The 13,963-nt window shown below is 68.3% G+C and carries 13 protein-coding genes; 5 read left to right on the forward strand and 8 right to left on the reverse strand.

Features of this window, described 5'->3' with window-relative positions; all coding sequences use genetic code 11:
- Positions 1-130 precede the first annotated feature (130 nt).
- From ACQ860_RS00140 to petA, 4 genes are all read right to left on the reverse strand, one after another.
- Positions 131-1,333 carry a pyridoxal phosphate-dependent aminotransferase gene (locus tag ACQ860_RS00140; RefSeq protein WP_431301376.1) on the reverse strand — a complete coding sequence of 401 codons (1,203 nt, stop codon included), beginning with the start codon at positions 1,331-1,333 and terminating at the stop codon, positions 131-133.
- Positions 1,334-1,456: 123 nt separating this feature from the next.
- Complete coding sequence (locus ACQ860_RS00145; RefSeq protein ID WP_431301377.1) at positions 1,457-2,218, reverse strand: cytochrome c1; 762 nt, start codon at positions 2,216-2,218, stop codon at positions 1,457-1,459.
- Between the two features lie 3 nt (positions 2,219-2,221).
- On the reverse strand, positions 2,222-3,508 hold the full coding sequence (locus ACQ860_RS00150) for a cytochrome b (RefSeq protein ID WP_431301378.1): 1,287 nt from the start codon (positions 3,506-3,508) through the stop codon (positions 2,222-2,224).
- 76 nt (positions 3,509-3,584) lie between these two features.
- A complete protein-coding gene (gene petA, locus ACQ860_RS00155) occupies positions 3,585-4,145 on the reverse strand; it encodes a ubiquinol-cytochrome c reductase iron-sulfur subunit (RefSeq protein WP_431301379.1) in 561 nt (186 codons plus the stop codon).
- Between the two features lie 208 nt (positions 4,146-4,353).
- Between petA and hemF the strand changes: the two genes are divergently transcribed.
- Positions 4,354-5,268 carry an oxygen-dependent coproporphyrinogen oxidase gene (gene hemF, locus ACQ860_RS00160; protein ID WP_431301380.1) on the forward strand — a complete coding sequence of 305 codons (915 nt, stop codon included), beginning with the start codon at positions 4,354-4,356 and terminating at the stop codon, positions 5,266-5,268.
- A gap of 25 nt (positions 5,269-5,293) precedes the next feature.
- Here hemF and ACQ860_RS00165 read toward each other — a convergent pair whose 3' ends face one another.
- From ACQ860_RS00165 to ACQ860_RS00175, 3 genes are all read right to left on the reverse strand, one after another.
- Entirely contained in the window at positions 5,294-5,710 is a 417-nt protein-coding gene (locus ACQ860_RS00165; protein ID WP_431301381.1) for a hypothetical protein, read from the reverse strand.
- Between the two features lie 124 nt (positions 5,711-5,834).
- Complete coding sequence (locus ACQ860_RS00170) at positions 5,835-6,671, reverse strand: ABC transporter substrate-binding protein (protein ID WP_431301382.1); 837 nt, start codon at positions 6,669-6,671, stop codon at positions 5,835-5,837.
- Positions 6,672-6,822: 151 nt separating this feature from the next.
- Positions 6,823-7,554: a PIG-L deacetylase family protein gene (locus ACQ860_RS00175; RefSeq protein ID WP_431301383.1), complete on the reverse strand. Its 732-nt coding sequence runs from the start codon at positions 7,552-7,554 to the stop codon at positions 6,823-6,825.
- A gap of 206 nt (positions 7,555-7,760) precedes the next feature.
- On the opposite strand from ACQ860_RS00175, the gene secG reads away from it, so the two are divergent.
- Genes secG through kdsA form a run of 3 tightly spaced genes read left to right on the forward strand, consistent with a single transcriptional unit; the run spans position 7,761 to position 10,581 of the window.
- Positions 7,761-8,072, forward strand: coding sequence for a preprotein translocase subunit SecG (secG, locus tag ACQ860_RS00180; protein WP_213610838.1), 312 nt, complete (start codon positions 7,761-7,763; stop codon positions 8,070-8,072).
- A gap of 59 nt (positions 8,073-8,131) precedes the next feature.
- Complete coding sequence (locus ACQ860_RS00185; RefSeq protein WP_431301384.1) at positions 8,132-9,766, forward strand: CTP synthase; 1,635 nt, start codon at positions 8,132-8,134, stop codon at positions 9,764-9,766.
- Positions 9,766-10,581, forward strand: coding sequence for a 3-deoxy-8-phosphooctulonate synthase (gene kdsA / locus ACQ860_RS00190; RefSeq protein WP_431301385.1), 816 nt, complete (start codon positions 9,766-9,768; stop codon positions 10,579-10,581). Before ACQ860_RS00185 ends, kdsA begins: the two co-directional genes overlap by 1 nt.
- 6 nt (positions 10,582-10,587) lie before the next feature.
- Here the strand turns inward: kdsA and ACQ860_RS00195 are convergent, their stop codons facing one another.
- Positions 10,588-11,553: a Bug family tripartite tricarboxylate transporter substrate binding protein gene (locus tag ACQ860_RS00195; RefSeq protein ID WP_431301386.1), complete on the reverse strand. Its 966-nt coding sequence runs from the start codon at positions 11,551-11,553 to the stop codon at positions 10,588-10,590.
- A 128-nt stretch (positions 11,554-11,681) separates the two neighbouring features.
- Between ACQ860_RS00195 and ACQ860_RS00200 the strand changes: the two genes are divergently transcribed.
- Positions 11,682-13,949: an arylsulfatase gene (locus ACQ860_RS00200; protein ID WP_431301387.1), complete on the forward strand. Its 2,268-nt coding sequence runs from the start codon at positions 11,682-11,684 to the stop codon at positions 13,947-13,949.
- Positions 13,950-13,963 lie beyond the last annotated feature (14 nt).

Consider the following 13,963-nt stretch of genomic DNA (forward strand, 5'->3'; position numbering starts at 1 on the left):
CTGGCGCCGCCTGCCCCATGTCTTGCGATCAGGATAAATCAGTGCTGCGGGAGATGCCCTCTCCCGCGGGAATTTGCAAGCGCCGCGGCGCGCGGCCGGCTTGCGCCGGACGCAGGGCGCGGCCGGCTCGTCAGGTCAGGCCGGCGCAGAAGCGCTGGATGCGCGTGCAGGCTTCCACCAGCGTCGCGTCGTCGGTCGCGTAGCTGATGCGGAAATGCCCGGGGAACATGAAGGCCGAGCCATGCACGGCGGCCACACCCTCTTCCTCCAGCAGCGCCTCCACGAAATCCGCATCCGTCTCCAGCTTGCGGCCGCCCTTGGTGGTCTTGCCGAGGCAGGCGTTCAGCGAAGGATAGACGTAGAAGGCGCCTTCCGGCTTGTGGCAGCGCAGGCCGGGGGCCTGGTTCAGCATGTCAACCACCAGGTTGCGGCGGCGCTGGAACACCTCGCCCATGGCGGCCACCGAATCCTGCGGGCCGGTCAGCGCCTCGACCGCGGCGGCCTGGCTGATGCTGCTGGTGTTGCTGGTGCTCTGGCCCTGCAGCTTGTCCATCGCCTTGATGAGGGCGAGGGGGGCGCCGGCGAAGCCGATTCGCCAGCCGGTCATGGCATAGCCCTTGGAGCAGCCATTCATCGTGATGGTGCGGTCGCGCAGGCGCGGCTCCACCTCGACGATGGTGGCGGGCTTGAAGCCGTCAAAGGCCAGCTTCTCATAGATGTCGTCAGTGAAGATCCAGACATGGGGGTGGCGCAGCAGCACGTCGGTGAGCTGCTTCAGCTCCTCGGCGTTATAGGCGGCCCCCGTCGGGTTGGAGGGGTTGTTCAGGATCAGCCACTTGGTCTTGGGCGTGATCGCGGCCTCCAATTGCTCGGCCGACATCTTGAAGCCGGAATTCATCCCGCAGGGGACGAAGACGGGCACGCCCTCGGCCAGCGCCACGATGTCCGGATAGCTGACCCAGCAGGGGGTGGGGATGATCGCCTCATCGCCCGGATTGATCGTGGCCAGCAGCGCGTTGAAGATCACCTGCTTGCCGCCGGTGGTGACGATGATCTCCTCCGGCTTGTACTCGATGTTGTTGTCCCGCTTGAACTTGGCGGCGACAGCCTTGCGCAGTTCCATGGTGCCCGACACATCCGTGTACTTCGTCTCGCCGCGCTGGATCGCGGCGATGGCGGCGTCCTTGATGTTCTGCGGCGTGTCGAAATCGGGCTCGCCCACCGAGAGGCTGATCACGTCGCGCCCGGCGGCCTTCAGGGCGCGGGCCTTGGCCGTGATCGTGATGGTCTGCGAGGGGGAGATGTTGTCGAGCCGATCGGCGGTGAGGTTCATGGTTGTCCGGTCCTGAAACTGCGGCCGGACCCTATTCCCGTGACGGGGGCGTTTCAACCCGGGGGGCGACAACAAAAAAGCCGCCCGGAGGGGCGGCTTTTCGTGGGGTTGGCGACGTGAAGCTCAGTGCTTCACATCGGCCCAGACCTTCCGCTTCACGGCATAGACCAGGCCGCCCAGGATGGTCAGGAAGATCAGCACCTTAACGCCCATGGCGCGGCGCGCTTCCGTCTCGGGCTCGGCGGCCCAGGCGAGGAAGGTGGTCACGTCGCGGGCCATCTGGTCCACGGTGGCCTTGGTGCCATCGGCGTAGTCGATCTGGTCCTCGTTCAGAACGTTCGGCATGGCGATCTGATGGCCGGGGAACCACAGATTGTAGTTCATGCCGTCCATCATCACCATGCCAGCCGGCGGGTCCGTGTAGCCGGTCAGCAGCGCGTGGAGGTAGTTGGCGCCGTCCGGACGGGCCTTCACCATCACCGAGAGGTCGGGCGGATATGCGCCATTGTTGGCGGCGCGGGCGGCCTGCTCATTGGGGAAGGGCCGGCGGAACCGGTCGGAGAGACGGCCCGGACGCTCGAACATCTGGCCCTCGTCGTTCGGGCCGTCCGTCACGGTGAAGCTGGCCGCGATTTCGCGCACCTGCTGTTCGGAGAGGCCGAGGTCCAGAAGGTTCCGGTAGGAGAGCTGCCGCATTGCATGGCAGGCCGAGCAGACCTCCTTGTAGACCTGGAAGCCGCGCTGGGCGGCCGCCCGGTCGAAGGTACCGAACAGCGTATTGAAGCCGAAATGCGCATTCGGAGGCGTCGGGCCGGAGCCCGCCGCCAGCGCGGGTGCGCTGGCGAACAAGGCGGCGGAGAGGGCGAAAGCCTTGAGGATACGCATGGTTCAGGCCTTTTCCATCGGCTTGGCGGCGGCGCCACCGGGGACCGGACCGCCACCAAGGCCAGCCTTGGCGCCTAGCACGGCGCGGGAGATGCTCTCGGGCAGCTTCATCACGACCTCGAAGCGGCCCATCATGGGCAGGACCACCAGGAAGTAGAGGAAGTAGAACATCGTGCAGATCTGGCTGATCAGCACGTAGGGCTGCTCGGCCGGCTTCGCGCCCACCCACATGAGGACGAAGAAGTTGATCGTCCACAGCATGAAGATGATGCGGGTGATCGGGCGGAAGCGCAGCGAGCGCACCTTCGAGGTGTCGAGCCAGGGCAGGAAGAACAGCACCACGATGGCGCCGCCCATCAGCAGCACGCCGCCCAGCTTGTCCGGCACCGCGCGCAGGATCGCGTAGAAGGGCAGGAAGTACCACTCAGGCACGATGTGCGCGGGCGTCACCAGCGGGTTCGCCGGGATGTAGTTGTCCGGGTGGCCCAGATAGTTCGGCGCGAAAAAGACCAGCGCAGCGAAGACCGCCAGGTAGACGACGATGCCGACGCTGTCCTTGATGGTGTAGTAGGGATGGAAGGGCAGCGTATCCTGCGGGCCCTTCGGCTCGATCCCCAGCGGGTTGTTGGAGCCCGTGATGTGCAGGGCCGCCACGTGCAGGAACACCACGCCCACGATCACGAACGGCAGCAGGTAGTGCAGCGAGAAGAAGCGGTTCAGCGTCGGGTTGTCCACCGAGAAGCCGCCCCAGAGGTAGGTCACGATGGTCGGACCCACGACGGGAATGGCGCTGAACAGGTTGGTGATGACGGTGGCACCCCAGAAGGACATCTGGCCCCAGGGCAGCACGTAGCCCATGAAGGCCGTCGCCATCATCAGCAGGAAGATGACGACGCCCAGCATCCAGAGCAGTTCACGCGGCGCCTTGTAGGAGCCGTAGTAGAGGCCACGCCAGATGTGCACATAGACCACGATGAAGAACATCGAGGCGCCGTTCATGTGCACGTAGCGGATCAGCCAGCCGAAGTTCACGTCGCGCATGATGCGCTCCACGCTGTCGAAGGCGTAGGCGGTGTGCGGCGTGTAGTTCATGGCAAGGAAGATGCCGGTCGCGATCATGATCATCAGGTTGATCATGGCCAGCGCACCGAAGTTCCAGAAATAATTGAAGTTCCGGGGCGTCGGAAACACCCCGTACTCCTTCTGGATCATGGTGACGACAGGCAGGCGCTGGTCAATCCAACGCAGGACCGGGTTGGTAACTTGAGAGTCGTGCAGGCCGCTGGCCATGGTGCTCGTCCTCTAAATAGAAAGCCCCGGGATGGGGGATGGGCAGCGTGGGACCATACCCCGCGCCCGATGGACCTCAGCCGATGCGGATCGCCCGGTCGGAGGTGAAGCTGTAGTCGGGGACCACGAGGTTCGTCGGCGCGGGTCCCTTCCGGATGCGGGCCGAGGTGTCGTAGTGGCTGCCATGGCAGGGGCAGAACCAGCCATTGTAGTCGCCCTTGGCGTCCGTGGACTTCTGCCCGAGCGGCACGCAACCCAGATGGGTGCAGACGCCGACGACGACGAGCCAGGGGTCGCGCTTGATGCGGGACTGGTCGGTCGCGGGGTCCTTCAGCTCGCTGAGCGGGGTGGCGCGCGCCACCTGGATTTCCTCGGCCGTGCGATGGCGCACGAAGACCGGCTTGCCGCGCCACATGACCGTGACGCTCTGGCCAAGCGCGATCGGGCTGAGATCAACCTCTGTGCTGGCCAGCGCCAGCACGTCCTTGGAGGGGGCCAGCGAGCCGATGAAGGGCCAGGCGATCGCGCCGACACCCACCGCCGCGAAAGCCGCCGTCGTCAGGGAGAGAAAATCGCGTTTCGTGACCCCGGGGGCCGAACCCCCGGTCGTCGCCTGCGATGCCATCGAGTCCGCCATCCAGCCCACCTTTTGCCCCGCCGGATCACCCGGCTGAAACCGACCAAGACAGGCGGCGCCCAAGCAAATGCCCGCGCCCCGCCTCACGCCTGCTGCCTATTAGGGATGCTTCCGGAAACTGGCAACCACGCCCGGCCTTAAGTTGGCGCAATCGCCAAGGGAAATTCCCCCTGCTGGTCGCAGCGGGAACTGGTGTTAGGCTTCCCATATGAACGAAGCCCAAACCGCCCCGAATCCCGCTGCCCAGCCGGCCCCCTTGACCCACCCGCTCGCCAAGCCCGCCGAGGCCTGGTTCGCCGAATTGCGCGACCGGATTTGCGCCGCCTTCGAATCGGTGGAGGACGAGCTGAAAAGCGGCCCCCATGCCGACCTGCCCGCCGGGCGGTTCACCTATACACCCTGGAAGCGTCCCGAAGGGGGCGGGGGCACCATGGGCCTGATGCGCGGCCGGGTTTTCGAGAAGGTCGGCGTCAACATCTCGACCGTCCATGGCGAGTTCAGTCCGGAATTCCGCAAGCAGATCCCGGGCGCGGAGGAGGATTCCCGCTTCCTCGCCACTGGAATCTCGCTGGTGGCGCACCCTCGCTCGCCCCGCGCGGCGACGGCGCACATGAACACCCGCTTCATCCTGACCCGCCGCGCCTGGTTCGGCGGCGGGGGCGACATCACGCCGATGAACCTCACCTCGCCCGAGAGCCTGGAGGATGCGGCCTTCTTCCACGCCGCCTACCAGCGCGCCTGTGACAAGCACGACCCCACCTACTATCCGCGCTTCAAGCAATGGTGCGAGGAGTACTTCTTCCTGCCGCACCGGGGCGAGACGCGGGGCCTGGGTGGCATCTTCTATGACTGGCTGGGCGATCGGACGCCAGGGCGGGGGGCGGATCTCGACTTCGCCTTCACCAGGGATGTCGGCCTTGCCTTCCTCGAATCCTATCCCGAGATCGTCCGGCGCCGCATGCACGAGGCCTGGACGCCGGAGGAACGCCAGCACCAGTTGCTGCGCCGCGGCCGCTATGTGGAGTTCAACCTCCTGCATGACCGCGGCACGATCTTCGGCCTGAAGACCGGCGGCAATGTCGAGGCCATCCTGATGAGCCTGCCGCCCGAAGCCGCCTGGTAGGGGGGCGCCTGGCAGGGGGGGGGCGTCAGCGGGTCTCCGTTCGGATCGTCGCGTTGCCGAAGCCTCGCGCGCAGGGGACCGGCTGGCCCATCTCCTGGCAGTTGGTGATGAAGATTTCGGCGCAGAACAGCAATGTTCCGTTGATCCCGCCCCGCCACTGCAGCCTGTGGCTGGAGTGGTTCCTGGTGGGCTGCGGGGGGCTGGACTGGCCAGGCAAACCGCATTCGCTCGTCCAGAGCTGGGCGAAACCCGTGATCCGGCCATCGCCCGTGGGCAGCAGGAACGTGTCATGCTGCCGCGCATCCCCCAGCGAGCCCAGCCGCGCGGCGCAGCGCAACTGGTCTGACCCGTGCGGCACGCAGGCCGCGGTGTAGCCGGTGGTCAGCTGGGCGCTGGCGGGCAGGGCCGCCAGCAGGGCCAGGGGTGCGGCGATCAGCAGCATTCGTATCGTGGGGGCATCCTTGTCTCCGGCATGGGATGGCGCCGCCCATCGCCGGCCGCGATGCAGGCCCATCCATGCCGGCGATCGGCGCGCCCGATCGTCCCCCGCGCAGCGCTGGGCTGGTTCAGCTGATGTCCGGCGGCAGGCCCGCCCAGATCTCCCCGGCTGTCGGCGCGCGGGGGATGAGGCCCTGGCGCACGGCATGGCTGGCGGCGAAGGCGAGGGCCGGCATCATGCCGAGGCGCCCACGCTGCGGCGCCTGGCCCGCCGCATCCAGCAGGCGGAGCACGGCCTGCGCATGCGCCGCGCGATCGGCCCGGATCACCAGCAGGTGATTGATGGGCGTGAAGCCGTGGCAACGGATGAACTCCTGCCCGGCCGCGGCCGCATCGGGAAAGACCGGGCGCAGCCAGTCCGCCGGGGGTGCATCGGCGCCTGCGATGATGGCGTCCAGCTCGCCCGCCTCCAGCATGGCGAGCATGTCGCGGCCCGCGGGCGCGCGCGTGGCGAAGCCGGGGTCCTGGCATTCGGCGACATGCGGATCCTCGAAGGTGACCCAATGCACGCTCTCCGGCGCCACACCGAACGAATCCTGGAGGATGCCCCGCAGCCAGAGGCCGGTGGTCTGGCTGTAGGACCGCACGCCGATGCGCCGGCCGGCGAGGTCCGCCGGGCCGCGGATGGGCGAATCGGCGCGGCAGAGGAGCGACCCCTCCTGCAGGCGCGCCGCCAGCACGCAGGGGAGCGGTACGAGCGGCTTGCCATACGCCCAGGCCTGCAGCCAGGTGGCGATGGCCATTTCGCTCACCTCGAAGCGGCCCTCCCGCACCATGGGCGCGAAAGCACGGGTGATGTTGGGGAAGGGGGCGCAGTCCAGCGCCACCTCCGGATCCGTCACGGCGCCGTCGAGCAGCGCTGCCGTGTGCGGGTAGCGGCCGATGGCGGCGGTGAGGGTGATCACGTCCCGGCCCGATCGTCGCGGCTTGGCCGCGGCGTGAATCGGCCCGGGGGCACACCAGTCCGATCGTCGCGGCTTGGCCGCGGCGTGAATCGGCCCGGGGGCACACCGGCCCGATCGTCGCGGCTTGGCCGTGGCGTGAATCGGCCCGGGATCATGCCAGCCGCTCGACCACATGGGGGAAGACACTGGCATAGCCCTCGCCCCAGGTGATGGCCTTGTCGCTGTTGCGGGCGGCCTGGGCGCCACGCTGCTGGGCCACGCGGGTGTAGTATTCCCAGAGGTGCTCCTGCCCCGCCATGCACTCGATCGCCTGCCTTTTCCGCGCCCAGACCGGGCCGATATCGAGCAGCACGTCGGGCTTCCAGTTGCACTGCTCGGGCTGGTGCGGCTCGAAGAGGAAGACGGGCGGCGCGCCCAGGACCTTCTGGCCGGGGGTGTGGCCATGCGCCTGGGCGGTGATGCGGGCGTGCTGGGCGAAATCGGTCACGGCCGGGTGGTCCCAGTTGTAGAGATCCTCCTTGCTGTGGGTCAGGATGAATTTCGGGTGGATGGCGCGCATCACGTCCACCATGCGGAACAGGCTCTCGCGTTCCAGCGTGATGGGGTAGTCGCCCAGGTCCCAGAATTGCAGATCATGCACGCCGAGCACGCGGGCGGCGGCCTCGGCCTCCTTCCGGCGTTCCGCCTTGACGCGCTCGAGCGTCATGCCGGGCTGGCGCCAGAGCTTGGCGCTCTCGCCACGCTCGCCATAGCTCAGGCAGACCACCGTCACCTCGAACCCGGCGGCGGCGTGCAGCGCGATGGCACCGCCGGCGCGCCAGACGAAATCGGCGGAATGGGCGGAGATGACGAGGGCCGTGGGGGCGGCGTCCGGTTGGCTCATGGCGGTTCTTCTCGGGCGGGGGAGGGGTGGCGCAGGCGCTGAAGCTCTCCGTGGGCGGCTTTCCCATGGCCCGGCCCGTCTTCCGCGCGGCTGGCGCCGGGTGATGGCGCGCAGGCTGCAGGCTACCAGGATTCCGCGCGGCCAGCCAGGGCAGTGCGCTTCCGCGCTAGCCATACGCCGCGCGCCGGGCTATGCGGGGCGCCATCATGTCCACCATCCTCACCATCATCTTCCTGCTGGTCACCCTGGCGCTGATCGGGGTCATCCTCGTGCAGCGCAGCGAAGGCGGCGGCCTTGGCATCGGCTCGTCGCAGGGCATGGGCTCCTTCATGGGCGGGCGCGGCACGGCCAACCTGCTGACGCGCACCACGGCCATCCTCGGCACCATCTTCTTCGTCCTGGCGCTGATCCTGGCCCTGCTGGACCGCGGCACAGCGGTGAACCGCTCCATCCTCGACGCCCCGGCCCCCGTGATCGCCCCGACCGCGCCCGCGCTGCCCGCCGTGCCCACGAACTGACCTGCCCTGCGATTTAGGGGGGTGTGACACGGCCACGGAAGTGGCTATGACGACCTCCCATGGCACGGTTCGTATTCATCACCGGTGGCGTGGTTTCCTCGCTTGGCAAGGGCATCGCGGCAGCATCCCTTGGCGCACTCCTTCAGGCCCGCGGATACCGCGTCCGGCTTCGCAAGCTGGACCCGTATCTGAACGTGGACCCGGGCACGATGTCGCCCTACCAGCATGGCGAGGTCTTCGTGACCGATGACGGGGCCGAAACAGACCTCGACCTCGGCCATTATGAGCGCTTCACCGGCGTCCATGCCAGCAAGGCCGACAACTGGACCACGGGCCGCCTCTATTCCGAGGTGATCGCGAAGGAACGGCGCGGCGACTACCTGGGCGCCACGGTGCAGGTCATTCCGCACATCACGGACGCCATCAAGGAAGCCGTCGTCACCGGCACGGATGATTACGACTTCGTCCTGGTCGAGGTCGGCGGCACGGTGGGCGACATCGAGAGCCTGCCCTTCCTCGAGGCCATCCGGCAGCTAGCCAATGAGCTGGGCCCGACGCGGAGCCTCTTCATTCATCTGACGCTGGTGCCCTACATCCCCTCGGCCGGCGAGCTGAAGACCAAGCCCACCCAGCATTCGGTGAAGGAACTGCTGGGGGTCGGCATCCAGCCGCAGATCCTGCTCTGCCGCTGCGACCGGCCGATCCCGGAAAACGAGCGCCGCAAGATCGCGCTCTTCTGCAACGTCCGGCCCGAGAGTGTGATCCCGGCCTATGATGCGAGCAGCATCTACGCCGTGCCCGGCAGCTATCACCGCGAGGGGCTGGACCGCGAGGTGCTGCGCCACTTCAACCTCTCCATCTATGGCGAGCCCGACCTCTCCGCCTGGGAGCGGGTGGTGACGCGCATCACGGCACCCGAGGGCGAGGTGACCATCGCCGTCGTCGGCAAGTACACGGGCCTGCTCGACGCCTATAAGTCGCTCAATGAGGCGCTGGCCCATGGCGGGATCGCGCACAACATGCGCGTGAAGCTCGACTGGGTGGACAGCGAGATCTTCGAGCGCGAGGAAGGCGAGGTGATGCGCCGGCTGGACGGCGTGCATGGCATCCTCGTCCCCGGCGGCTTCGGCGAGCGCGGCACGGGCGGGAAGATCCAGGCGGTGCGCTTCGCGCGTGAGAAGAAGATCCCCTTCCTCGGCATCTGCTTCGGCATGCAGATGGCGGTGATCGAGGCGGCGCGGAACCTGCTGAGCATCCCGGCGGCCTCCAGCACCGAATTCGGCCCCTGCGCCGAGCCGGTGGTGGGCCTCATGACCGAATGGGTGCGCGGCAATGAGCGCGAGCAGCGCGAAGCGAGCGGCGACCTCGGCGGCACCATGCGCCTCGGCGCATATCCGGCCGTGCTGGCGGACGAATCGCTCGTGTGCAGCGTCTATGGCGCGAATCGCATCGAGGAGCGCCACCGCCACCGCTATGAGGTGAATGTCGCCTATCGCGAGCGGCTGGAGGCGGCGGGGCTGCGCTTCTCCGGCATGTCGCCTGACGGGCTGCTGCCCGAGATCGTGGAATATCCGGACCATCCCTGGTTCATCGGCGTGCAATTCCACCCGGAGCTGAAGTCCAAGCCCTTCGCACCGCATCCGCTCTTCGCGGGCTTCGTGGGGGCGGCGGTCCGCCAGGCGAGGCTCGTCTGATGGAGGTCGCGATCCGGGACCTGGTGATCGGGCAGACGCGCCCGCTCGCCTTCATCTGCGGCCCCTGCCAGATCGAGAGCCGGGCGCATGCGCTGGAGACGGCGGATGCCATTGCCGCCATGGCGCGCGATCTCGGCGTGCCGATGATCTACAAGTCGAGCTTCGACAAGGCGAACCGCACCAGCGTGAATGCGGCGCGCGGCATCGGCATGGCGGAAGGCCTCGCGATCCTCGCCGAGGTGCGGGAGCGCACGGGCCTGCCCGTGCTGACCGACGTGCATACCGCCGAGCAGTGCAGGCCCGCCGCCGAGGCGGTGGATGTGCTGCAGATCCCGGCCTTCCTCTCGCGCCAGACCGACCTGCTCCTCGCCGCCGGCGAGACGGGGGCCGCGGTCAATGTGAAGAAGGGCCAGTTCCTGGCGCCCTGGGACATGAAGAACGTCGCCGCCAAGATCGCGAGCACGGGCAACCGGCGCATCCTGCTTTGCGAGCGTGGAGCGAGCTTCGGCTACAACACGCTGGTTTCCGACATGCGCAGCCTGCCGATCATGGCCGAGACGGGTTACCCCGTGGTCTATGACGCGACGCACAGCGTGCAGCAGCCGGGCGGGCAGGGTGGGTCCTCCGGCGGGCAGCGGGAATTCGCGCCGGTCCTGGCGCGGGCCGCGGTCGCCGTCGGTGTGGCCGCCGTCTTCATCGAGTGCCACGAGAACCCGGATGCGGCGCCGAGCGACGGGCCGAACATGATCCCGCTGCGGGAGATGCCGGCGCTGATCGCGCGGCTGAAGGCCTTCGACCAGCTCGCCAAGGGCTGAGCGCCGCTACTCCACCTTGACGCCCGCCTCGCGGATGATGCGCGCCCAGCTCGCCGCGTCGCGCGCCTGGAGCTGCGCGAGTTCCTCGGGCGTGGCCGTCGCCGGCTCGAAGGTGAGCTGAGCGAGCCGTTCGCGCACCGGGGCGCTCTGGGCGAAGCGGCTGAGTTCCTGGTTGAGGCGCAGGGTGATCTCGGGCGGCAGGCCACGCGGGCCGTAGAGGCCGAACCAGGTGCTCGTGTCGAAGCCGGGGGCGAGGGTCTCCGACAGCGTGGGCACGTCCGGCATGAAGGGCGAGCGGCTGCCTCCGGTCACCGCCAGGGCGCGCAGCCGCCCCTCGGCCACATGCGCGGCGACGCCCGGCATGAGGGCCACCACCATGTCGATGCGGCCGGCCACCAGCTCGGTCACGGCGGGGCCGAGGCCGCGGAAGGGCACGTGCTCCAAACGCGCGCCGGTGATGAGGCGGAGATATTCGCCATAGAGATGTGCCGGCACGCCGACGCCAGCCGAGCCATAGGTGAGTGGCCGCTGCTTGCCGAGGGTGATGAGCCCGGCGAGGTCGGTCACCGGCAGGGAAGCGTTCACCGTCACCACGCTCGCCATGCGTGCCAGCAGGCCGATGGGCGTGAAGTCGCGCACCGGGTCGAAGCCCGCGCGGGGGTAGAGCGCCGCATTCACCGTCATCACCGTGTCGATGGTGGCGAGCAGCGTCTGGCCATCGGGCGCGGCCTGCGCCACGGCCTGCGCGCCGAGATTGCCGCCGGCGCCTGTGCGGAAATCCGGCACGAAGGGCTGGCCCAAGGCGCCACGAAGATGCTCGCCCGACAGGCGTGCGATGAGGTCCATCGGTCCGCCCTGGGCGAAGGGGACGACGATTCGGACCGGCCGGTCGGGCCACCCGGATTGCGCCAGCGCGGGTGTCGCGAGCAGGCTGCCCAGCAGCGTGCGCCGGGCGATGGGAGCGCCTTTCATGTGTTTCCTCCAGCTCTTGCCGGAGAGTGTGCCGCGATCACGCGTCAATGCCAGCAATTCCGCATGGCGTTGCGTGCGGGGCGCGGCCCCGCCAAGCTCCCGGCAACGGAGAGGGAAGGACAGGCCGCATGAGCGGGACGCCCAAGATCGGTCTCAGCGTGAAGGATTCCACGCCTGCCTGGCCCGCGGCCCCGCGGCCGCCCAAGGGCGCGCCCAACATCCTGCTCATTCTTTTCGACGATGCGGGCTTCTCGGATTTCGGCTGCTACGGCTCGCCCATCCGCACGCCGAACATTGATGGCCTTGCCGCGCAGGGGCTGCGCTACACGGGCTTCCACACGACGGCCATGTGCTCGACGACGCGCACTGCGCTGCTGACGGGGCGCAACCATCATTCGGCCGGCGTGGGCAGCCTCGCCAATTTCGACAGCGGCTATCCGGGCTATCGCGGCAAGATCGCGAAGGAGGCCGGCACGCTGGCCGAGATGCTGCGCCCGCATGGCTATCGCAACTACATGCTGGGCAAGTGGCATGTGACCCCGCTGACCGAGAGCGGCAGCACCGGGCCCTTCGACGGCTGGCCGCTGGCGCGCGGCTTCGACCGCTACTACGGCTTCATGGATGCGGCGACGGACCAGTACACACCGGAATTGGTGCGCGACAATTCGCCCATCGAACCGCCGCGCTCGCCCGAGCAAGGCTATCACCTGACCGAGGATCTGGTGGACCAGGCGATCCGCTTCCTGGCCGGCCATGCGGCGGAGCAGCCGGAGACGCCCTGGCTGCTCTGGATGGCGCTGGGTGCGGTGCATGCGCCGCACCAGGCGCCGGCCGATCTGATCCGCGGCTATGATCCGATGTTCGAGCAGGGCTGGGATGCCGAGCGCGAGGCGCGCTTCGCCCGGCAGAAGGCCATGGGCATCGTTCCACCCGGCACCGCGCTGCCGCCGCGCAATGCCGATGTCGGCCCCTGGGCGGAGTGCGACGAAGACCAGCGGCGCTTCTACACGCGTCTGCAATCGGCCTTCGCCGGCATGCTGGACCACGCCGACCGGCAGATCGGCCGGCTGCTCGCCTTCCTCGATGCGGCGGGGCTGCGCGAGGACACGCTGGTGCTGGTGCTCTCCGACAATGGCGCGAGCCAGGAGGGGGGACCTACCGGCGGCGTGAACCTGCTGGGCCCGCGCAACCTGCGCGAGGAGACGATGGAAGAGAAGATGGCGCGGCTGGAGCAGATCGGCGCGCCAGGGACCTATGCGAATTATCCGCTGGGCTGGGCCATGGCGTCCAATACGCCGCTGCGCCGCTACAAGCAGAACACCCATGGCGGCGGCATCCGCGACCCGCTGGTGATCTCCTGGCCCCGCGGCATTCCCGCGCGGGGCGAGCTGCGCCACCAGTTCGTTCATGCCTGCGACCTGACGCCGACGCTGCTGGAGATCGTGGGCGTCACACCGCCCGCCACCGTGAACGGCGTTCCGCAGATGCCGCTGGAAGGGGTCAGCTTCCGCGCGAGCCTGTTCGATGCCGCAGCGCCGTCGAAGCCCGTGCCGCAGTATTTCGAGATGTTCGGCCATCGCGGCCTCGTGCATCAGGGCTGGAAGGCCGTCGCCTATCACACGCCGGAGACGCCCTTTGAGGAGGATCGCTGGGAGCTGTTCCACCTCGAGAGCGATTTCTCGGAGAGCCATGACCTCGCGGCCCAGCATCCGGAGAAGCTGCGCGAGCTGGTGGACCTCTGGTGGGAGGAGGCGCGCAAGCACCAGGTGCTGCCGCTGGATGACCGCTTCCGCCAGCGCTTCGCCGAGAATGCGGCGCGCGTGCATGGTGCGCGCAAGCGCTACGTCTTCCACGCGGGCGTCGGCCATGTGCCGACGGAGGTGGCGCCCGATATCCGTAGCCGCAGCTACCGGATCGACGCCCATGCGCGCTTCGCGGGCGGGGATGAGGGTGTGCTGATCGCGCATGGCGATGCGACGACGGGCTATGCGCTCTATCTGCGCCACGGCCACCTCGTGCATGACATGAATATCGGCGGCGAGCATGTGGTCGTGACCTCGGAGCGGCCCGTGCCGGCGGGTGATCATATCGTGGGGCTGCGCGTGCGGCGGCTGACGCGCGAGGCCAAGCCGACCATCGCGACCGGGCCCGGCATCAGCGAGTTCACGCTGCTGATTGACGGTGTGCCGGCCGGGCGCATCGAGACACGGCTCGGCTTCTTCAACTTCGTCTCCTGGGCGGGGCTCGATGTGGGCTGCGACCGTGGCTCGCCCGTCTCGGATTACGAGCCGCCCTTCCTGTTCACCGGCAAGCTCGCCAAGGTGGTCGTCACCATGGATGATGACCAGGAACTGGATGGCGCGGGCATCGGCGAAGCGCTGATGGCGCGCCAGTAGCGAGGAGAGCGAAG

Source organism: Sediminicoccus sp. BL-A-41-H5 (genome assembly GCF_050632405.1).
GTDB lineage: Bacteria > Pseudomonadota > Alphaproteobacteria > Acetobacterales > Acetobacteraceae > Roseococcus.